Origin of the sequence: Candidatus Propionivibrio aalborgensis (assembly GCF_900089945.1) — a bacterium.
Classification (GTDB): domain Bacteria; phylum Pseudomonadota; class Gammaproteobacteria; order Burkholderiales; family Rhodocyclaceae; genus Propionivibrio; species Propionivibrio aalborgensis.
Genome location: NZ_FLQY01000246.1, coordinates 68,335 through 87,571, shown reverse-complemented (window position 1 = coordinate 87,571; position 19,237 = coordinate 68,335). Strand labels below are relative to the sequence as shown.

General features: G+C 57.3%; 19 protein-coding genes. 14 read left to right on the top strand and 5 right to left on the bottom strand.

Going from position 1 to position 19,237, the window contains the following annotated elements:
* Positions 1–74: 74 nt before the first annotated feature.
* The 5 genes from pyrF to PROAA_RS12215 form a co-directional block, all read right to left on the bottom strand.
* Positions 75–911: an orotidine-5'-phosphate decarboxylase gene (gene pyrF, locus PROAA_RS12235; RefSeq protein ID WP_186411608.1), complete on the bottom strand. Its 837-nt coding sequence runs from the start codon at positions 909–911 to the stop codon at positions 75–77.
* Complete coding sequence (locus tag PROAA_RS12230) at positions 908–2,713, bottom strand: glutamine--tRNA ligase/YqeY domain fusion protein (protein WP_186411607.1); 1,806 nt, start codon at positions 2,711–2,713, stop codon at positions 908–910. The genes pyrF and PROAA_RS12230 overlap by 4 nt, the downstream gene beginning before the upstream one ends.
* Positions 2,714–2,852: 139 nt before the next feature.
* Positions 2,853–3,386 carry a dTDP-4-dehydrorhamnose 3,5-epimerase gene (gene rfbC, locus PROAA_RS12225; protein WP_186411606.1) on the bottom strand — a complete coding sequence of 178 codons (534 nt, stop codon included), beginning with the start codon at positions 3,384–3,386 and terminating at the stop codon, positions 2,853–2,855.
* The gene (gene rfbA / locus PROAA_RS12220) at positions 3,383–4,276 is read right to left on the bottom strand and encodes a glucose-1-phosphate thymidylyltransferase RfbA (RefSeq protein WP_186411605.1); all 894 of its coding nucleotides are present in this window, start codon (positions 4,274–4,276) and stop codon (positions 3,383–3,385) included. Before rfbA ends, rfbC begins: the two co-directional genes overlap by 4 nt.
* Positions 4,277–4,352: 76 nt before the next feature.
* On the bottom strand, positions 4,353–6,191 hold the full coding sequence (locus PROAA_RS12215; protein WP_245664261.1) for a polysaccharide biosynthesis protein: 1,839 nt from the start codon (positions 6,189–6,191) through the stop codon (positions 4,353–4,355).
* A gap of 106 nt (positions 6,192–6,297) precedes the next feature.
* Between PROAA_RS12215 and rfaH the strand changes: the two genes are divergently transcribed.
* The 14 genes from rfaH to PROAA_RS12145 all read left to right on the top strand — a co-directional run bounded on the left by rfaH (position 6,298) and on the right by PROAA_RS12145 (position 19,236).
* Complete coding sequence (gene rfaH, locus PROAA_RS12210; protein ID WP_186411604.1) at positions 6,298–6,795, top strand: transcription/translation regulatory transformer protein RfaH; 498 nt, start codon at positions 6,298–6,300, stop codon at positions 6,793–6,795.
* Positions 6,796–7,021: 226 nt separating this feature from the next.
* Entirely contained in the window at positions 7,022–7,411 is a 390-nt protein-coding gene (locus PROAA_RS12205; RefSeq protein WP_186411603.1) for a MarR family EPS-associated transcriptional regulator, read from the top strand.
* Positions 7,412–7,594: 183 nt separating this feature from the next.
* On the top strand, positions 7,595–7,696 hold the full coding sequence (locus PROAA_RS19420) for a hypothetical protein (RefSeq protein WP_425394015.1): 102 nt from the start codon (positions 7,595–7,597) through the stop codon (positions 7,694–7,696).
* Entirely contained in the window at positions 7,665–8,615 is a 951-nt protein-coding gene (locus PROAA_RS12195) for a GDP-L-fucose synthase family protein (RefSeq protein ID WP_186411602.1), read from the top strand. The genes PROAA_RS19420 and PROAA_RS12195 overlap by 32 nt, the downstream gene beginning before the upstream one ends.
* Positions 8,616–8,619: 4 nt before the next feature.
* On the top strand, positions 8,620–9,714 hold the full coding sequence (gmd, locus tag PROAA_RS12190) for a GDP-mannose 4,6-dehydratase (RefSeq protein ID WP_186411601.1): 1,095 nt from the start codon (positions 8,620–8,622) through the stop codon (positions 9,712–9,714).
* 213 nt (positions 9,715–9,927) lie between these two features.
* The gene (locus PROAA_RS12185) at positions 9,928–11,232 is read left to right on the top strand and encodes a glycosyltransferase (protein WP_186411600.1); all 1,305 of its coding nucleotides are present in this window, start codon (positions 9,928–9,930) and stop codon (positions 11,230–11,232) included.
* Positions 11,229–12,488 (top strand): class I SAM-dependent methyltransferase, encoded by a 1,260-nt coding sequence (locus PROAA_RS12180; RefSeq protein ID WP_186411599.1) that lies wholly within the window; start codon positions 11,229–11,231, stop codon positions 12,486–12,488. The genes PROAA_RS12185 and PROAA_RS12180 overlap by 4 nt, the downstream gene beginning before the upstream one ends.
* Positions 12,489–12,515: 27 nt before the next feature.
* Complete coding sequence (locus PROAA_RS12175) at positions 12,516–13,586, top strand: Gfo/Idh/MocA family protein (RefSeq protein ID WP_186411598.1); 1,071 nt, start codon at positions 12,516–12,518, stop codon at positions 13,584–13,586.
* The gene (locus tag PROAA_RS12170; RefSeq protein ID WP_342669219.1) at positions 13,507–14,286 is read left to right on the top strand and encodes a cytidylyltransferase domain-containing protein; all 780 of its coding nucleotides are present in this window, start codon (positions 13,507–13,509) and stop codon (positions 14,284–14,286) included. The genes PROAA_RS12175 and PROAA_RS12170 overlap by 80 nt, the downstream gene beginning before the upstream one ends.
* Positions 14,283–15,284, top strand: a complete 1,002-nt coding sequence (locus PROAA_RS12165; RefSeq protein ID WP_186411596.1) for a Gfo/Idh/MocA family protein — start codon at positions 14,283–14,285, stop codon at positions 15,282–15,284. Before PROAA_RS12170 ends, PROAA_RS12165 begins: the two co-directional genes overlap by 4 nt.
* 14 nt (positions 15,285–15,298) lie before the next feature.
* On the top strand, positions 15,299–16,444 hold the full coding sequence (locus PROAA_RS12160; protein ID WP_186411595.1) for a DegT/DnrJ/EryC1/StrS family aminotransferase: 1,146 nt from the start codon (positions 15,299–15,301) through the stop codon (positions 16,442–16,444).
* A complete protein-coding gene (locus tag PROAA_RS12155; protein WP_186411594.1) occupies positions 16,441–17,484 on the top strand; it encodes an NAD-dependent epimerase/dehydratase family protein in 1,044 nt (347 codons plus the stop codon). Before PROAA_RS12160 ends, PROAA_RS12155 begins: the two co-directional genes overlap by 4 nt.
* Positions 17,474–18,229 (top strand): GNAT family N-acetyltransferase, encoded by a 756-nt coding sequence (locus PROAA_RS12150; RefSeq protein WP_186411593.1) that lies wholly within the window; start codon positions 17,474–17,476, stop codon positions 18,227–18,229. Before PROAA_RS12155 ends, PROAA_RS12150 begins: the two co-directional genes overlap by 11 nt.
* Entirely contained in the window at positions 18,226–19,236 is a 1,011-nt protein-coding gene (locus tag PROAA_RS12145) for an N-acetylneuraminate synthase family protein (RefSeq protein ID WP_186411592.1), read from the top strand. The genes PROAA_RS12150 and PROAA_RS12145 overlap by 4 nt, the downstream gene beginning before the upstream one ends.
* Position 19,237 lies beyond the last annotated feature (1 nt).

The following is a 19,237-nucleotide window of genomic DNA, read 5'->3' as shown; positions in this document are numbered from 1 at the left end:
GAAGTGACCATCGACATCGCTGTCGAAGCGATCAAGGAATAGCTTATTGTGGCTCGTGGAACGAGCCTGGCTGGTCAGCGATAGCGGTTGATCGTATCGCGGGTTTCCAGAGCAACACGGCGGGCGGCATCGGCGAAGCCCGTTTCCGTATCATCCGCGATACCGGCGTAGAGGATGGCGCGCGATGAGTTGATCATCAGGCCGCAGCCACTGGCGGTGCGGCCTGCCTGTACGGTGGCTTGTACGTCACCGCCCTGCGCACCGATGCCGGGAACAAGCAGCGGTAGATCGCCGACGATCTCACGCACTCGGGCAATTTCGCCGGGGAAAGTAGCGCCGACAACCAGCGCGCATTGTCCATTGGCGTTCCATTCGCGCGCCACGAGTCGGGCCACGCGCTCATAAAGTTTTTCGGGTTGATCGGCCATTCCGACATTGAGGAATTGCAGGTCACTGCCACCGGGATTGGACGTCCGGCAGAGCAGGATGACACCCTTGTCCGGGTAAGCCAGATACGGCTCGACCGAGTCGCGCCCCATGTACGGATTAACCGTGATGGCGTCAGCCTGGTAACGCTCGAAAATTTCGACGGCATACTGTTCGGCGGTACTGCCTATGTCGCCGCGCTTGGCATCGAGTATGACCGGAATACCGGGGTGAGTTGCATGGATATGAGCAATCAGCGCTTCGAGCTGGTTTTCGGCACGCTGCGCAGCAAAGTAAGCAATTTGTGGCTTGAAGCAGCAGACAAGGTCGGCGGTGGCGTCGACGATGCGTGCGCAGAACTCGAAAATCGCTTCCGGCCGACTCTTGAGATGTGCCGGAAATTTCGCCGGGTCGGGGTCCAGGCCAACACAGAGTAATGAGTTGTTTTTGATCCAGGCGGCGTTGAGCGATTCGATAAAGCTCATGCGTTTTTCGCCGGCGAATCCTTCAATGTCACCGTACGGTTGAATACCGGTGCGCCATCCTTCGAGTCGAAGCGATCAGCGACGAAGTAACCATGCCGTTCGAATTGGAAGCTATCTTCCGGTCCGACTTGCTTGAGCGACGGTTCAAGCCAGGCCTGGATGACGTTCACGCTGTTCGGGTTGAGATCGTCAAGAAAGTCGCGCTCCTGCTCTGGCGGGTAGCCTTCGCGCCGGCTACCGGGCGCCGGTGTGGAGAAAAGGCGATCGTAAAGCCGTACTTCGGCGGCATGGCCATGCGCCACCGAGACCCAGTGCAGATTGCCCTTGACCTTGTAGTTATCAGAACCTGGAGTTCCGCTCTTCGAGTCGAGCATGTAATCACAATGGACGGCGATGACCTTGCCGTTCGCGTCCTTGTCGCAGCCGGTGCACTGGACCACAAAGCCATAGCGCAAGCGGGCGCTGTTTCCCGGATACAGCCTGCGGTAGCCCTTGCTCGGCACCTCCATGAAGTCCTCGCGCTCGATCCACAATTCGCGACCCAGAGGCATGGCGCGTTTGCCGAGTTCCGGTTTGAGCGGGTGGTTGGGCGCGAAGCAATCCTCGCTTTGTCCTTCCGGGTAATTGTCGATGATCAGTTTCAAGGGGTCGAGCACGGCGATGCGACGTTCGGCGGATTCATTCATCACTTCGCGCATGGCCTCCTCCAGCAGCGCGTATTCGATCAGCGAATCCGATTTGGATACGCCAACGCGTTCGGCAAAGAGCCTGAAACCCTCCGGGGTATAACCACGCCGACGCGCACCGACCAGCGTCGGCATGCGCGGATCGTCCCAACCGGCTACGTGTTTTTCATCGACGAGCTGGATCAGCTTGCGCTTTGATAGCACGACGTAGGTCAGGTTCAGTCGCGAAAATTCGATCTGTTGTGGCAGCGGCCGTTGGAACAGATTGTCTTCCGCAAGTCGCTCCAGCAGCCAGTCGTAGAAAGGCCGCTGATCCTCGAACTCCAGGGTGCAGATCGAATGAGTGATGTTTTCCAGCGCGTCTTCGATTGGATGCGCGAAAGTGTACATCGGGTAGACGCACCACCTGTCGTCCGTATTGTGGTGCGTCGCATGACGAATGCGATAGATTGCCGGGTCGCGCAGGTTGATGTTGGGCGAGGCCATATCGATTTTTGCTCGCAGGATGTACGCCCCATCCGGAAACTCGCCAGCCTGCATGCGCTTGAAGAGATCCATGTTTTCTTCGACGCTGCGATTGCGGTAAGGCGAATCCTGGCCGGCCTGGGTCAGCGTGCCGCGACCGGCGCGCATCTCGTCGGCGCTCTGGCTGTCGACGTAGGCGTTTCCCGATCGAATCAAGGATTCGGCGCAGGCCACCATCCAGTCGAAGTAGTCGGAAGCGTAGTACAGATTGTCCTCGACCTCGTCTTGCCATGAAAAACCAAGCCAACGCACCGAGTCGATAATTGAATCGACGTATTCCTTCTCTTCCTTCTCCGGATTGGTGTCGTCAAAACGCAAATGACAGCGGCCACCATAATCCAGCGCCAGGCCGAAGTTCAGGCAGATCGATTTGGCATGGCCGAAATGGAGATAGCCGTTCGGCTCCGGCGGAAAGCGGGTACGAATTCTTGCCGCATCCGGCTCACCGGCTTTCTGCTGATCGCCGAGCCCGGGTTTGCCGGACCAGCGTCGTTGAGCGTGCTTGCCGGCCGCCAGATCAGCATCAATGATGTTGCGAATGAAATTGGTCGCAGGCGCCGCGGTGGAAGGTGTTTTCAGAGCGTTGCTCACGTCGTGGTCCTTGATTCCAGAAGAGCCGTATTTTAACCGCTGAGCCTGCCACCGCAAGTTGCCGTGGCAGGATGGAATCTTCAAATCTCGGCCAAGAGGGCACCCCGGATGAGCCCGCTTTCAGGCCGACGGTTTAGCGTCAAATAGCTAGTGGGGCGTTCTGTGCATCCTTTGCCGAAACTACCGGCGTTCCCGTCAGTGGCCAGGTGATGGCCAAGTTCGGGTCATTCCAGAGAATACCGCGTTCGAATTCCGGCGCATAATAATCAGTCGCCTTGTAAAGAAAATCCGCGTATTCGCTGAGCACAAAAAATCCGTGGGCAAAACCCGGTGGTATCCACATCTGCCGCTTGTTTTCTGCAGAAAGAACCTCGCCAACCCATTTCCCATAAGTCGGCGAACCCTCGCGGATGTCAACGGCCACATCGAATACTTCGCCGACAACGGCACGCACAAGCTTTCCCTGCGCTTTGGGTGCGAGTTGATGGTGCAAGCCGCGCAACACGTTCCTGGCACTCCTGGAGTGGTTGTCCTGAACGAAATAGACATCCAGCCCCGTCGCCTCGTTAAAAGCCAGCTGATTGAAGCTCTCGAAGAAGAACCCGCGCTCGTCACCGAAAACTTTCGGCTCGATCAGGAGAACGTCGGAAATGCCCAGTGCCGTCACTTTCATACGAACACCTTGTCGCGCAACAAACCCGTAAGGTATTGGCCGTAGCCCGATTTAGCCAGAGTCTGCGCCATTTTCTCTAGTTGCGCATCATCGATCCAGCCGTTCCGCCAGGCGATTTCCTCGGGGCAGGCAACTTTGAGTCCCTGACGTTTCTCGATGGTATGGATGAACTGGCTGGCTTCCAGCATCGATTCGTGCGTGCCGGTATCTAGCCAAGCGTAACCACGCCCCATGGTCCGGACGTTGAGCTTGCCTTGTTCCATGTAGAGACAATTGAGATCAGTGATTTCGAGCTCGCCACGCGCTGAGGGCCGGATTGTTTTCGCCAACTCGACCACCTGATTATCATAGAAGTAGAGGCCCGTTACGGCGTAGCGCGATTTGGGTGCCTGCGGCTTTTCTTCCAGGCTGACGGCGCGACCCAGCGCGTCGAATTCGACCACGCCATAGCGTTCGGGATCATTGACCGCGTAGGCGAAGATCGTCGCTCCGTCCTGACTGGCCGCTGCATCCTGCAACAGCCCGGCAAAGTCGTGGCCGTAAAATACATTGTCGCCCAGTACCAATGCCGAAGGCGCACTGCCGATGAACGGCTCGCCAATAAGGAATGCTTGGGCCAAGCCGTCGGGCGAGGCTTGCACAGCATAGCTGAGACTAATTCCCCACTGACTGCCATCGCCAAGCAACTGCTCAAAACGCGGAGTGTCCTGCGGAGTCGAAATAATCAGAATGTCGCGCATTCCCGCCAGAAGCAGAGTGCTCAGCGGGTAGTAGATCATCGGCTTGTCGAAGATCGGCAGCAACTGCTTGGAGAGAACCTGAGTCGCCGGATACAGCCGGGTACCCGAGCCGCCGGCGAGGATGATTCCCTTGCGATTGTTTGTTGTCATTTTATGGCTCTCTGTCGTGTCCTGCACACCGCTGACGCGCAGAAATATTCCAAACGATCAATGCCCAACCTGCAGTTCATAGCTGGGGAGAATACTCTGGCACGAATTCCTTTAGCCGTAACTTTAGCGCATTCGACGTTGCTGGCGCCGGCTCGTCCAGCCAGCTCTCAAGGTCTAGCAACCAGTCATTATCCGGTGCGGCTTCAGCCTGTGCAACACGCAGTTTCGGATGGGGAGTTGGCAGCGTATGTTCGCTGTCCGTCAGCAGCTCTTCGTAAAGCTTTTCTCCCGGCCGCAGCCCGGTAAACTCTATCCTGATTTCATCCTCGGTGAAGCCTGTCAGTCGAATCATGTCGCGCGCCAGATCGGCGATGCGGATCGGCTCACCCATTTCGAGAACGAAAATCTCCCCGCCCTGCCCCATGAGGCCGGCCTGAAGTACAAGTTGCGCCGCCTCGGGAATCAACATGAAATAGCGAATGATGTCCGGATGCGTTACGGTCACTGGTCCACCCCGTGCAATCTGCTCGCGAAATTTCGGTATCACCGAGCCGGTACTGCCCAGCACGTTACCGAAACGAACAGTGATAAACCGGGTCCCATCCGACTTCTGCAAACCACGCAACACTCGTTCTGCCAGGCGTTTTGTCGCCCCCATGACGTTTGTCGGATTGACCGCCTTGTCAGTCGAAATCAGGATGACTTCTTCAACGTCATAGCGTTGCGACACCTCTGCCACGCGCATGGACCCCATCACGTTGTTGCGAACCGCCTCCCAGGAGTTTTCACCTTCCATAAGCGGCACATGCTTGTAAGCTGCGGCATGGAAAACGACCGTCGGTCGATACGCGGCAAATATCTGATCAAGTCGGTGATTGTCCTTGACATCACCGACGGCACAGGCAATCGGGATCGTCGGGAAATTCGTCAGGCACTCCTGCTCGATCTGATACATCGCGAATTCTGAAAGCTCATATAGCACCAGTAGTCGGGGCTGAAAACGTACAATCTGGCGCACCAATTCCGACCCGATCGATCCCCCGGCACCCGTGACCAGGACCACATGTTTACCCAGCCAGTCGAGTAGCCCGCCGTCATCCAGCTGAACAGACTCCCGCCCAAGCAAGTCCTCCAATTGCACCTGGCGCATCTGGGAAACTGCCACGTTGCCGCTGAGCAAGTCTTCCAGACTGGGCACCGTCAGAACCGATAACCCTGCCTGCATAGCAGCTTCCATGGCTCTCCGACGACCAGCCAGGCTCGCTTCAGGCATCGCGACAATGGCCCTTTTGACATCGAGCTTCTCTGCCCACACGGCAATGTCTGCCACCGCACCCAGAATCTTCCGGCCACGTACTTCTCGGCCCGCCCGACCTGCTCCGTCTTCGAGCAAACCGACAACCTTCCAGTCCTGCGAATAATCAAGCTCACGCAGCAAGCGTTCTGCCGCATTGCCCGCCCCGAGGACGAGCACCGGCTCGCCGTTCAGGGCAATTCGGCCGTAAAGCGCGTGATCTTTCCAGGCGCGATAAGCGAACCGGCTACCGCCCATAACCAGAATGAGCAGCATCGGATGCAGTACTAGAACCGAACGGGGAACCGCAGGAATGCGGAACATCAGTATCGCGGCCGTAACCCCCATTGCAGCAAGAGAAACCGCCACGATGATTCGACGCAGGTCCATCACACTGGCAAAACGCCAAATGCCGCGGTAAAGGCCCATGAACCAGTAAATAGGGGCATGAACAACGACAAGAAGCGCCAGGATCAGATAGCCGCCACGGAACTGTTCATCCGGAAGTTCGAGGTTGAAGCGAAGCCAGAGGGCGACGTACCAACAGATCATTAGAGCAGCGATGTCGTGCAGGAAAGCGACCAGACGCCTTGGAATCAGGTTAGAAACAGTCAAAGCCACGGCAACTACCCGGCATCATGTTGTAATTGCCGCCATTTTACGTCATTGATGCCTAGCAACCCGAGGTTTAGAATGGTCCTTACGAAGGTATTCATTGGGGGTGGTAATGCACTGGTATTTGATTCATACCAAGCCAAGACAGGAAAAGTGCGCGCTGGACAACCTCGAGCAACAAGGGTATCAGTGCTACCTTCCGACCCTCCCCTCAGAAAAGCTCCGTCAGCGCGTCCTTATGGTGACGGACGAGCCGCTGTTTCCGCGTTACCTCTTCATTCGTCTGGGCCAGGGGGATTCGGCCAAAAGTTGGTCCCCGATCCGGTCGACTACAGGCGTCAGCCGGCTGGTGAGCTTTGGGGTTGAGCCTGCCAAAATCGCGGATGGACTGATTGAGCTCCTGCGAGCGCAAGAAGCTGCCGTGCAGGGCGAACCAGAGCCCCTGTTCAAGCCCGGAGAGCGGGTGCGTCTGACCGAAGGGGCGTTTGTCGGCATCGAGGGCATCTATCAGATGTCTGACGGCGAGCGTCGGGTCATGGTGCTCATCGAGATGCTGAGCAAGCCGGTCACTGTGCGCGTGGCACCGACCAGCCTACGAAAAGCGAGCTAAGAAGTACGCCCAGCTTGCTTCTGAAAGTGTGGCTTGAGCCCAGCAAGCCTATTTGTTTGGCAAAAATCATTGCTCAAAGTCGTGACGGTGTGGCAACATTCGTTCGTTCATCGAACGTTCCGCAGCATCGTCAGTTGCGTTGCTATCCTTCGGACTTCCCCGCCATACCCCGCAGACCGCGCTTGCCGATCGTGAAACGGCATGGCGGTAGCGTGCCTAAAGCACCTTGAGCCTCCCGCCCCCAACACAACGACTCGCTGGTTTCCAAGAGGAAATCCAGTTCGAAGTGCTGCGCCGTTTGCACCTGACTCCAGACCTCAGTCAGCGCGCGCTGGCCAAGGAGCTGGGTATCAGTCTGGGCAGCATCAATTACTGCTTCCGGGCCCTAGTGGAAAAAGGTTGGATCAAAATGCAGAACTTCAGCCAGAGCAGACACAAATTTCGGTATGCCTATTTGCTCACGCCAGCGGGCATTTCTGAGAAATCCAAACTGACGGCGCGATTTCTCAATCGCAAGTTGGAGGAGTATGAGGTATTGCGTGAAGAGATTGAAAAGCTCAAAGCAGAGATGTCCGAAGCGCCAAGAGCAATGATTGAGGGGACTGTTCTGGTATGACCGGTCGGGTTGCTCCAGCCACCCTTTGCAGCCGTCCAGGCAGCATGTCGCTGCAAAGAGACCATCACCGGCGGAGCACTGGGTCGTCGACAAGGGAACGGCCGAAATCGCCTGCGGAGATAGAATCATTTTCTTTCGGAACATCAACTCGCCAACGTTCTCCTCGGCGGAATCCACCGCTTGGTGACCCCCGGCACTATTCCGCTCGAAATCATCGAGGTGCAGCTTGGCGGCTTCATGAACGAGGACAGAAATGCTCGGACCGAAGATAGCTATTGTCGATAAGAAAATTTACATCGCCGGCCATCGTGGCATGGTCGGTTCGGCCATCGTTCGCCGCCTGCACGCCGCCGGCTACACCAATCTGGTAACGCGCACTCATCAGGAACTCGATCTCCTCGACCAGCGGGCCGTCTTCGACTTCCTGCAGACCGAAAAGCATGATTACATCTTTGTTGCGGCGGCTAAAGTGGGCGGCATCCAAGCCAACAACACCTACCGTGCCGATTTCATTTACCAGAACTTAACCATCCAGAACAATATCATCTGGGGCGCTCTAAAGGCTGGCATCAAGAATCTTTGCTTTCTCGGCTCCAGCTGCATCTACCCACGCGATTGCCCGCAGCCGATCAATGAAGAGTATCTGCTGACCGGCCCGCTGGAACAGACCAACGAACCCTACGCCATCGCCAAGATCGCTGGCATCAAGCTCTGCGAAAGCATGAATCGGCAATACGGTACGCGCTTCGTCAGCATCATGCCTACCAACCTGTATGGCCCCAATGACAACTACGACCTCGCCAACAGCCATGTGCTGCCGGCTTTGATCTGCAAGGCGCATACGGCCAAGCTGAGAGGCGATGCCGAGTACGTCGTATGGGGTACCGGCAGTCCCCGGCGCGAATTTCTCTTTGTGGATGACTTGGCCGATGCTTGTGTCTTCCTGATGGAGCACGAAATCGGCGATGCTCTCTACAACGTTGGCTGTGGCCATGACGTGACAATCCACGAACTTGCCAAGATAGTGAAGGACGTGGTCGGTTTCAACGGCAAAATCGTCTTCGACAGCAGCAAACCCGACGGCACACCGAGAAAACTGCTCGATGTTTCCCGCATGGCCGAGCTAGGTTGGCAGGCCAGAACCCCTCTGCGAGAGGGCATCGCCAAAGCCTATTCCAGTTTTTTCGAATCCCTGAAGGATTGACACCATGACCGTATCCACCAAGGTTGCTCTGATTACCGGCGTTACCGGCCAGGATGGTGCCTATTTGGCCGAGTTTCTGCTGAACAAGGGCTACGAGGTGCACGGCCTCAAGCGCCGCACCAGCCTTTTCAATACCGACCGCATCGACCATCTGTACCAAGATCCGCACGAGAAGAATCGTCGCTTCGTCCTCCATCATGGCGATATGACCGACAGCTCCAGCCTGGTGCGAATCATCCAGCAAGTCCAGCCCGACGAGATCTACAACCTTGCCGCGCAGAGCCACGTCGCGGTCAGTTTCGAGGAACCCGAGTACACCGCGAACTCCGATGCTCTGGGTGCCCTGCGCATCCTCGAAGCCATTCGCATCCTCGGCCTCGAAAAGAAGGCGAGGTTCTACCAGGCCAGCACCTCGGAACTCTATGGCCTCGTCCAGGAGATCCCCCAGAAGGAAGCCACACCCTTCTACCCACGAAGCCCCTATGCCGTCGCCAAGCTCTACGCCTACTGGATCACCGTCAACTACCGCGAAGCCTACGGTATGTATGCCTGCAACGGCATCCTCTTCAACCACGAGAGCCCTGTTCGCGGCGAAACCTTCGTTACCCGAAAGATCACCCGGGCCCTGGCACGCATCAAGCTCGGACTGCAGGATTGTCTTTATCTGGGCAACATGGATGCCAAGCGCGACTGGGGCCATGCACGAGACTACGTTGAAATGCAATGGCTGATGCTGCAGCAGGAACAGCCCGAAGACTTCGTTATTGCTACCGGTGTGCAGTACAGCGTGCGCAACTTCGTCGATGCCGCTGCCAAAGAACTCGGCATCCAGACCATCTGGAAAGGAGAGGGAATCGACGAAAAGGGCTACGATGCCCAAGGCAAGTGCATCGTACAAGTCGATCCCCGTTACTTTCGTCCTGCCGAGGTCGAAACCCTGCTCGGCGACCCGACGAAGGCCAAGGAGAAGCTTGGCTGGACGCCGAAGACTCCCTTCGCCGAACTCGTCGCCGAGATGGTGCGCGAAGACCTGAAGGCCGCCGAACGCGACGAACTGGTCAAGAAGCATGGCTTCAAGACCATGGACTATCACGAATAAACGAGACTTCAACACCCGCCGGCCGCACCAGTCACTTAATGGAAAAGCTCGCTACTGTTTACTATATCGGCCTACCGCAAGAGAGGCTCGTGGCATGACGTCCGGGTTAGCCACCGGGCAGCTCGCCCCCCGCTTGATGAACCAGCAGGCGGCGGCCCTGTGGATAACTCTGCGCCGCAAGGCTCCCCTTATCGCTGTGGAGAATCTGTCCAAATGAACGGTGCCGGCTCTCCTCCATCGGGTTCCCTGCGCATGACTCCGGCTATGCGTGTTGTCGTGATTACCGAAGGCATCCCGCACCCGACAGTGGGGGCAAGCGCAGTGCTCTTCTACCACTACATTCATGCTCTGGTTGAGGCTGAGCATGACGTTCTCGGTATCGTCATTGCTGCGCACGGTGCCGACACTAAGGCTTTGGCTGAATACCAGCAACCATTGGCCTCAATTGGCCGCTTCCAGCTTCTATGCCTTCAGGGCGATCGATCGCTGATCCCGGAAAAGTGGGGCGTCATCACGAGGTTCGATCAATTCCCGTCGCTTCCGTTCTCTGTCGAACAATTCAAGCCGGATGTGATTCTCGCCTTTGATGTGGCGATGGCCGGACTGGTGGCTCCAATGCATGCTCGATTGAAACTGGTATGGCTCGGGGATCTGCTTTTCGAATCGAACTGGTATAACTATCGCTATTCCATGCGCGAAGATTGGAAGGCGTATCGGTGGCTTCCATATGCGTTGGCGCAGAGCAATGAGTGGAAGAAAATATACAGAAAGGCATTGAAGTCATTTGACCGGATTGTGGTTTCATCGCATTCGTCTGTGGCGACATTGCAGAAATTGGGTTTGCGTTCGACCTTTCTGCCCTATCCTTGGCCCAATCAGGGTGCTGTAGACCGCAATATCGAGCGTAGCCCGGCGAAGAGGCCGACCTTCCTGTTTTTCGGCAACCTGGTTGGATTGGGGTCGCGCTCTTCGTTACATTTCTTGCTCGACAAGGTTTACCCGCGGCTGATCGAGTTGTGGGGGGCGAACGGGTTTAGCGTCATCGTGGGTGGCGCCGCTTCGCCGAGGGGCTGGATGGTGGGCGAGATCGCTGCGCGCCCTGAATTTGCCTTCGAGGGTTTTATCGATGACCTCTTGCAGCGCATGGCTGAATGCCATGCCGTAATCACGCCTCTCGATGTGCCGGTAGGCAATCGAAGCCGAATCATTACGGCCTGGGCCAAGCGGGCCTTGGTGGTATCTCACGCCAACGCCGCCAGAGGCAACCCGGAATTGGTCGATGGGCAGACTGCTTTGTTGGCCAGAGATGCGCTGGAGTTTGTGGACCGCATGCGATTCGCTTACGAGCAACCCGCCGCCTGCGAAGAAATAATCAATCGAGCGGAGCGCGTTTATCTGGAGAATTATTCGCCTGATTGCGCGGCCCAGGCTTTCGTAGACATGATTGCGCTGGCTTCTGGAGCGCAACAGGACAGGTCAGCCTTCGAGCCATCAGCAAAAGCAGGAGTCATGCAATGACAACACATCACGACCTTCCCTTAGGCAAGATCAACTACTGTCAAGTTTGCGGCGGAACGAACCTCCATGAGGTAATTGACTTGGGGCACCAGTCACCCTGCGACAGCCTACTCTGGCCGAAGCACCTTGATCTGGCGGAACAAACCTACCCCCTGCGCTTCCAAGTCTGCCGCGATTGTTCCCTAGCCCAAATCGACTACATCGTCGCACCCGAGGTTCTGTTCTTTGCCGAGTACCCTTATCGTAGCGGGATTACGCCGACTCTGGTTGAGAAACTGAGCACCACGGCGGTATCGACCTTGAAGCGCTTTCCATTTTCACCCGGCACCTTGTGCATGGATATCGGCTCGAACGACGGAACGGTTCTGAAGGCCTTCAAGGAGCGGGGGATGCGCGTGCTGGGCGTCGAGGCAACGAACATCGCCAACATTGCGAACGAAGCGGGGATCGAAACCCTGCAAGCCTTCTTCAATGAAGACTTGGCAGAGCATATCCTCAAAAGCCATGGGCCTGCAGGCGCCATCGCGGCAACCAACGTTTTTGCGCACATTTCAGATCTCGGCAGCATCATACGCGGTGTCAGCAAGCTCCTTCAGGATGGCGGAGTCTTCGTCACCGAATCGCATTACCTGCTGGATCTACTGGAGACCTTCCAGTACGACTCTATCTACCACGAGCACCTCCGCTACTACTCATTGAAATCCTTGGTCCGATTGTTCGATCAATATGGCTTCACCGTTACGGATGTCGAGCGGATCGAAAACTACGGTGGCTCCATCCGAGTCTTCGCCAGCAAGGGCACAAACCTTCCGGTATCGAACAATGTCTCCCAGTTGCTGGCCAAGGAGGCCACTGCCGGGCTATACGGTACTGAAGTCTATGACAAATTTGCGAACCAAGTGCACAAGGTACGGCGCGATCTTCTGGCCTTACTGGTTAATGCTCGTTGCGAAGGCAAGACGGTGGTGGGTATCGGTTGCCCTGGACGAGCCAGCACCCTGCTGAATTACACCGGGGTCAACACCGATCTGATGCCCTACATTGCCGAGCAGTCGACTTCCCTGAAGCTGGGCCTGTTCTTGCCAGGAATGCACATTCCGATTGTCGATGAAAAACGCATGTTTGATGAGCAGCCGGATTATGCCGTGATGCTCTCCTGGCACTATGCCGAACCGATAATCCGCAAGCTGCGCGAAAAGGGGCTCAAGTCGAAGATCGTTCTTCCCTTGCCCGAAGTCCGCATTCATGAAGGTTGAATCGGCGAATTCCGGTTGCGAGCAGCGATGATCCGCGTTGGTATTGCAGGGATGGGCTATGGCGCGAACGTGCACCTTCCTGCCTTCGTGGACCTTCCGGACGTAATCGTCACCGCACTTGCCGACGGGGGGTCGGGGCGCGCCCGGAGAATTTCCGATAACCAAGGATTGAAAGCGAAGGTTTTCGATAGTGGTGACGCCTTGGTCGGGTGGGCCGGCGTGGACGCGGTGAGTATTGCCGTGCCCGCCTTGTATCAGTCGGAGTTGGTTCGTGCGGCCCTCGCGTCAGGCAAGCACGTTCTGTGCGAAAAGCCCTTCGGCAGCGGGTTGGAAGACATATCCGGTCTGGATCGCATCGCCAGGAGAAACGGACTTACGACGGCGCTCGGTTATGAGTTCCGATACGACAATGCCTTGCGGCAGATGATCGATCTGGTTCGTGCCGGCCAGATCGGGTGCGTGTCCCGAATCGACGTGACCTGGCTGGTGGCGACCGGACTGAATCCCGCCCGCACATGGTCGTGGCGCCATGACATTGATTCGGCAGGTGGCGTCTTGGTCGATTGGTGTTGCCATGTCATTGACTATGCTCACGCAGTTGTCGGTGAGTCCATACGCGAACTGTGGTGCTCGACGGCGACCCGAGTGCGTCAGCGGCCGGATGGGCTCGGCGGCTTTAAGCCCGCGACGGCGCCCGACAGTTGCGATATGCACTGTATTTTCGAGAACGGTGCAATGGGTCGCTTTGCTGTTTCGAACGCCGAGCCTGCCGGGATCGGGCACAGGATAGAAGTCTACGGAGACAGGGGTTGCGTCCGCTTTCATCATGCGCCACCCTTCACTTCCGATACCAAACAGCTGACGCTGCAGTTGGCCGGTGACGGTGAAACCGTGTTGACTATCGCCGACAGCATCGATTCTGCAGACCATCGTATTGACGGTTTTCGGCAGCTCGCCGCGGATTTCGTATCGGTGGTCAGCGGGAAGGACCGCTCTCCCATTTTGCCGTCCTTTGCGGATGGCGAAGCGGTATGGCGGGTTCTTGATGCAGCTCGTCTATCTGTCGCAGAACGACGGATGGTCGCGGTGCGAAATTGAGATGAAGATTGTTTCAGTCATCCAGGCCCGCATGTCGTCAAGGCGCTTGCCGGGGAAGATTCTGCGAATGGTGCGTGGAAGGTCGATGCTCACCTACCTGACGGAGCGTCTGCGCCACTGTCGTCAACTCGATGGAATAGTGCTTGCTACCTCGCGCGAGGAAAGTGATGACCCGGTCGTGGCATTCGCCGAGACAACAGGTCTGCCGTGCTATCGCGGGTCGCTGGACGATGTTGCCTCACGTTTGTTGGGTGCAGCCGACGAGGCCGGCGCGCAGGCCTTAGTGCGTATTAGTGGTGATAGCCCGTTGATTGACAGCACTTTGGTTGACAGGTTGGTGTCGGTGTTTCGGGAGTCTGATCGGCCAGACCTTGTCACGAATGTAGCAAGAAGGACCTTCCCGAAGGGACAGTCGATCGAAGTCGTTTCCGTCGAAGCTCTGCGTACCCGAGTTTTAGACGGAATGTCGCCGACCGAAAAGGAGCACGTTACGGAGTCTTTTTACAAGCACCCTGACGGAGGCCGCATCATCAGCATTGAACATACGGAGTTGCTTGGCGACATGCAGTTGTCTGTAGACACGGCGGAAGACATGTCGCGCCTCGAGGCATTGCTCGATCTTTTGGACGAACCTTACTGGCGCCACGGTTTGGCAGAGATTGTCGCGGCGCAAAGGCGTCTGGATGGTGGTCGCGCATGAGGCCGCTCCGCGCCGGAGTTATCGGGCTGGGTGTTGGCGAACAGCATGTCTTGGGCTATCGGGCTGCCGGTGTCGAGGTAGTAGCGCTGTGCGACACCAATCCGGAAAAGCGCGCCACTGCGAGCAGAACGCATCCGGGTTGCCGCATCGCCGAATCGGCTGACGAGCTTCTTGCTGCCGATGATATCGACGTTGTGTCGATCGCGAGCTACGACCATCATCATGCGGCGCAGGTCGTCCGTGCAATTACGGGAGGTAAGCATGTCTTCTCGGAAAAACCTCTATGCATGAATGAGGCGGAACTCGGGGCCATTCGGGATGCTCTCGACCGGAACCCCGGAGTTCGCCTGTCGACCAATACGATTCTTCGCATGAGCGAGCGATTTCGTGATGTCCATGACCGAGTCCGGGCAGGAGAGCTCGGCCAGCTATACTGCGTCGAGGCGGATTACAATTACGGCCGACTGCACAAGGTGCTTACAGGTTGGCGAGGCGATATCCTCGATTATTCCGTAATGCTTGGCGGTGGAATTCACATGATCGACCTGCTGATCTGGATGGTGGATTCCCCAGTGATCGAAGTCAGCGCGGTTGGCAACAAGGTCTGTAGCGCTGGCGCTGCTTTCCAAACCCCGGACATGGTCATGGCGTGGCTGCGCTTCGACGATGGAACAATCGGCAAAGTCGCTGCCAACTTCGGATGTGTCTATCCGCATTTCCACAAGATCGCGCTCTACGGCACCGAGGGAACATTCGAAAATGGCATTGGAGGTGGAGTTTTGATTAGAAGCCGTGACCCGCAAGAGACTCCTCAATCCATAACGTCCGCCTATCCGGGGACGGCCAAGGGTGATTTGATTCCAGGTTTCATTGAAGCGATTCTCGGAAAGGGCAAGGCTGCGGTCGAGGAAGCGGACGTATTCAGGACGATGTCTGCGTGCATCGCAATTGACAAGTCCCTCAGAACCGGGAAACCGGAAGTTGTAGCTACTTATTGATATCGGTAAATACTATGAGAAATATTCCATTCGGTAGGCCAATAATCGGCGACGAGGAGCGAAGTGCTGTCTTGGAAGTGTTGAGCGGCACCCAGTTTGTGCATGGGCCGCTCGCGAAGAAGTTCGAAACCGATTTCTCGGGATTTATTGGCGGCGGCTATGCGCATACCGTCGCGTCCTGCACGGCAGGCCTTCACCTTGCCTACGTGTATCTCGGCATCGGCCCCGGTGATGAGGTGATCGTTCCGGCGCAGACCCACGTCGCGACCGCTCACTCGGTTGAGTACACGGGTGCACGCCCGGTTTTTGTCGATGTGGACGCAACTACCGGAAACATCGACATCGATGGAATCGAGGCTGCGATTTCACCGCGCACCAAGGCGATCAGCGTAGTGCACTATCTTGGCCTGCCCGTCGATATGGACAGGGTAAATGTCCTGGCCAGGAAGCACGATCTGTTCGTCGTGGAAGACGCCGCCCTGGCACTGGGTGCCCGCTACAAGGGTGTGCACGCCGGATTGATCGGTGATGTAGGCTCATTCTCGTTCTACCCGGTGAAACACATCACCACGGCGGAGGGCGGCATGTTCACCACGCGCCACGCGGAAGTGGCAGCAAAAGTCGCCAGACTCAAGGCCTTCGGCTACGACAAGATGGTAGGTGAGCGGGTGGTTCCCGGTTTGTACGATGTCGATCTCCTTGGCTACAACTACCGGATGAATGAAATCGAAGCGGCCATCGGCGTTCAACAATTGAAGCGTGTGGGCGGTTTTCTGACGAAGCGCGCCGAGAACGATGCCGCCCTGCGCAAGGCGCTCGAGGATATCGATGAGGTCAAATGTCTCGCAGCGGGCGGGGGTGATTTCGAACACGCGCACTACTGCCTTGTCGCTGTTCTGGACGATGCCGTTGCCGACAAGCGATACGACATCATCAATGGTCTGCGCGACCTGGGTGTCGGCACGAGCGTCTATTACCCCGGACCCGTACCGCATCTCAAGTATTACCGGGACAAGTATGACTTGGGTCGCGTTCAGTACCCCAATGCTGCGCGGATCAGTAACCATTCCATCGCACTGTCCGTGGGGCCTCACCTGGATGAGGAAGACATGATTTATGTTGGCAGGATGCTTAAACAAGTTCTTGGAGCTATCAAATGATTGACGCGAGCGCATTCAAAGGCAAGGTAATTGCTCTGGTGGGTGGCGCCGGTTTTATCGGCCACAATCTTGCGCTGGAGCTGAAGGCACTTGGCGCCGAGCCGCATGTCATCGACGGACTGCAGGTCAATAACCTCGGTGCCTTCACCAGCGGTCTCAACCCGAGCCCGAACAACAACCTGTACGTCGGGTTCGTCAACTTGCGCCTGGATTTGCTGCGCCAGGCAAGGATCCCGCTGCACGTGATCGATGCGCGCGATTACCATGTGCTCAGTCCCTGCCTGAACGCGATCAAGCCCGATGTCGTTATCCATCTGGCAGCCGTGGCGCACGCCAACCGCTCCAACAAGGATCCCTTCAGCACTTTTGATCACAGCATGCGAACGCTCGAGAACGCGTTGGATTCCGTCAAGGACAGAAAGCCGCACTTTATCTATCTGTCCTCGTCCATGGTTTATGGCAACTTCGAGGGAGATGCGGTTACCGAAGACAGGCATTGCGAGCCGATGGGCATCTACGGCGCCTTGAAGTATGGCGCGGAGAAGCTGGTCGTCGCTTACAACCAGGTGTTCAATTTGCCCTACACGATCATCCGGCCGTCCGCGCTCTATGGCGAGCGCTGTGTCAGCCGCCGCGTCGGACAGGCATTCATCGAGAACGCGATCCGCGGCAAGTCGCTGACGATCAACGGCGATGGCACCGATGCGCTGGACTTTACCTACATAAAGGATTTCTGCCAGGGTGTGTTGCGTTGCATTGCCAGGCCCGAAGCGCGCAATCAGATATTCAACATCACTTATGGCAGTGCCCGGGCCCTGAATGATCTTGCCAATCTGGTAATCGAGCACTTCCCCGGTCTGCAGTTGACTTACAACCCACGCGACGCCTTGATGCCGGAGCGCGGCACGTTAAGCGTCGAGAAGGCTCGCAGCTTGCTCGGCTATGACCCGCAGTACCCGGTAGACCAAGGCTTCGTTCAGTATATCCAGTGGTACAAACAACTGGCAGCCGCTCAACCCGAGTTGTTCCGTGAGGACTGAGATTGGCAACGCCGCAACGAACCATATCCTGAAGCCGGATTCCTGGCTGTCAGGTGTTGTCGGTTGCCCTGCATGGCGGGTCGAGAGTGGGTCAGGCAGCGAGTCTTGGGCAATGCTCCATACGGATGGTCCTGTTTTTGCCTATGCGAAGCTGAAGGCCGGAGATATTGCCGAGGTATCGCAACTGGCTGATGCCGGATTCCGCGTGGTGGATACCGCGCTTACCTTTGACAGGCCCATCTCGGGGCAGCAGTCGAGCCCGCGAAGTCCCGGCATACGCTTGTCCCGGCCGGAAGATCGCGAAGCTGTAGCGGGGATTGCCGGCCGTGCCTTTCGTTTTTCGCGTTTCCATCTGGATCCGCGTTTTCCGAAGCATCTGGCGGACGGCATCAAGTCTTCCTGGGCGGGCAATTACTTCGAGGGCAAGCGCGGCGACGGCATGGTGGTCGCCGAACGCGACGGCGGCGTCGTCGGCTTTCTCCAGCTCCTGTGGGCAGAGACGGGTTGCCTGGTAGTCGACCTGATCGGCCTTGATTCCGCCTGGCAGGGCCAAGGCATCGGCCGCGACATGATTTTGTATGCCGTCCTGCATGGGACGGGTGACGGCCGCGTCCCCACGACAATGAAGGTGGGCACGCAGGCTGCCAATACGCCATCGGTAAGGCTTTACGAGTCATTGGGATTTCGCCTGACGTCCGCACAATATGTCATGCACTTCCACGGCGTTGCCAAGGAACACCAATGAAAATAGGTGACATCGATCTGTCGCGCGAAGTCATGGTTATTGCCGAAATCGGCAATAACCATGAAGGCGACTTCGGGCTTGCCAGGGACATGATCCTCGCCGCCGCCGCCGCCGGTGCTCATGCGGTCAAGTTTCAGACCATTCAGCCTGATCAACTCGTATCGGCAAGCCAGCCGGCACGACTGGAGCAGTTGGGCCGATTCGCGTTCAGTCGCGACGAGTTTGCCGAGTTGGCAACGATCGCCGGCGCGGCCGGAACCGTCTTTCTCTCCACGCCTTTCTCGCCGGAAGTCGTGCCTTGGCTGGATGAACTGGTACCCGCCTTCAAGATTGCCTCCGGCGACAACAACTACGCATCCCTGCTTGCCGCCGTTGCCGCGACGGGGAAGCCGGTCCTGCTCTCCACAGGAATGGCGGGAATGACCGGGATTCGTGAGGCCTGCCGGATCATCGAGACGGCCGCGCAAAAAAGCGGTCATTCTGCCCACATTGCATTGCTGCATTGTGTTTCCGCCTACCCGACGCCGCCCGCGCAAGCCAATCTGCGCGCCATCAGCACTCTTGCCGATGAAATCGGGGGCGTTGTCGGCTATTCCGACCACACCTTGGGAATCGAGGCGGCGGTATTGTCGGTAGCGCTGGGCGCGCGCATCATCGAGAAGCACTTCACGCTTTCCAAGACGCAGTCCGAGTTCAGGGACCACGCCCTTTCTGCCGATCCTGCCGAAATGACGGAACTGGTCCGGCGCGTTCGTCTGGCTCAGGAACTGCTCGGCACCGGGGAAAAATTGCCGCAGGAAGCAGAAGCGCCAGTGATCGCCGCCGCCCGGCGATCAATCGTGGCGCGGCTCGACCTTCCGGCGGGGCATGTCCTGACGGAGCATGACCTTGAATGGCTGCGGCCCGGGGGAGGGCTGATGCCGGGTCAGGAGAGCATCGTTCTCGGTCATCGCCTGCTTCGCCCGGTGGTGCGCGGAGAAATGCTCCTGCCGGATATGGTGGCCTGAC

Bases quoted from the DNA above. Each gene is read 5' to 3' on its own strand.
- PROAA_RS12145 (WP_186411592.1), top strand. From the start codon at position 18,226: ATGAAAATAGGTGACATCGATCTGTCGCGCGAAGTCATGGTTATTGCC.
- PROAA_RS12195 (WP_186411602.1), top strand. From the start codon at position 7,665: ATGCTCGGACCGAAGATAGCTATTGTCGATAAGAAAATTTACATCGCC.
- gmd (WP_186411601.1), top strand. From the start codon at position 8,620: ATGACCGTATCCACCAAGGTTGCTCTGATTACCGGCGTTACCGGCCAG.
- PROAA_RS12180 (WP_186411599.1), top strand. From the start codon at position 11,229: ATGACAACACATCACGACCTTCCCTTAGGCAAGATCAACTACTGTCAA.
- PROAA_RS12165 (WP_186411596.1), top strand. From the start codon at position 14,283: ATGAGGCCGCTCCGCGCCGGAGTTATCGGGCTGGGTGTTGGCGAACAG.
- PROAA_RS12175 (WP_186411598.1), top strand. From the start codon at position 12,516: ATGATCCGCGTTGGTATTGCAGGGATGGGCTATGGCGCGAACGTGCAC.
- PROAA_RS12170 (WP_342669219.1), top strand. From the start codon at position 13,507: ATGGCGAAGCGGTATGGCGGGTTCTTGATGCAGCTCGTCTATCTGTCG.
- pyrF (WP_186411608.1), bottom strand. From the start codon at position 911: ATGAGCTTTATCGAATCGCTCAACGCCGCCTGGATCAAAAACAACTCA.
- rfbA (WP_186411605.1), bottom strand. From the start codon at position 4,276: ATGACAACAAACAATCGCAAGGGAATCATCCTCGCCGGCGGCTCGGGT.
- rfaH (WP_186411604.1), top strand. From the start codon at position 6,298: ATGCACTGGTATTTGATTCATACCAAGCCAAGACAGGAAAAGTGCGCG.
- PROAA_RS12160 (WP_186411595.1), top strand. From the start codon at position 15,299: ATGAGAAATATTCCATTCGGTAGGCCAATAATCGGCGACGAGGAGCGA.
- PROAA_RS12155 (WP_186411594.1), top strand. From the start codon at position 16,441: ATGATTGACGCGAGCGCATTCAAAGGCAAGGTAATTGCTCTGGTGGGT.
- PROAA_RS12185 (WP_186411600.1), top strand. From the start codon at position 9,928: ATGAACGGTGCCGGCTCTCCTCCATCGGGTTCCCTGCGCATGACTCCG.
- rfbC (WP_186411606.1), bottom strand. From the start codon at position 3,386: ATGAAAGTGACGGCACTGGGCATTTCCGACGTTCTCCTGATCGAGCCG.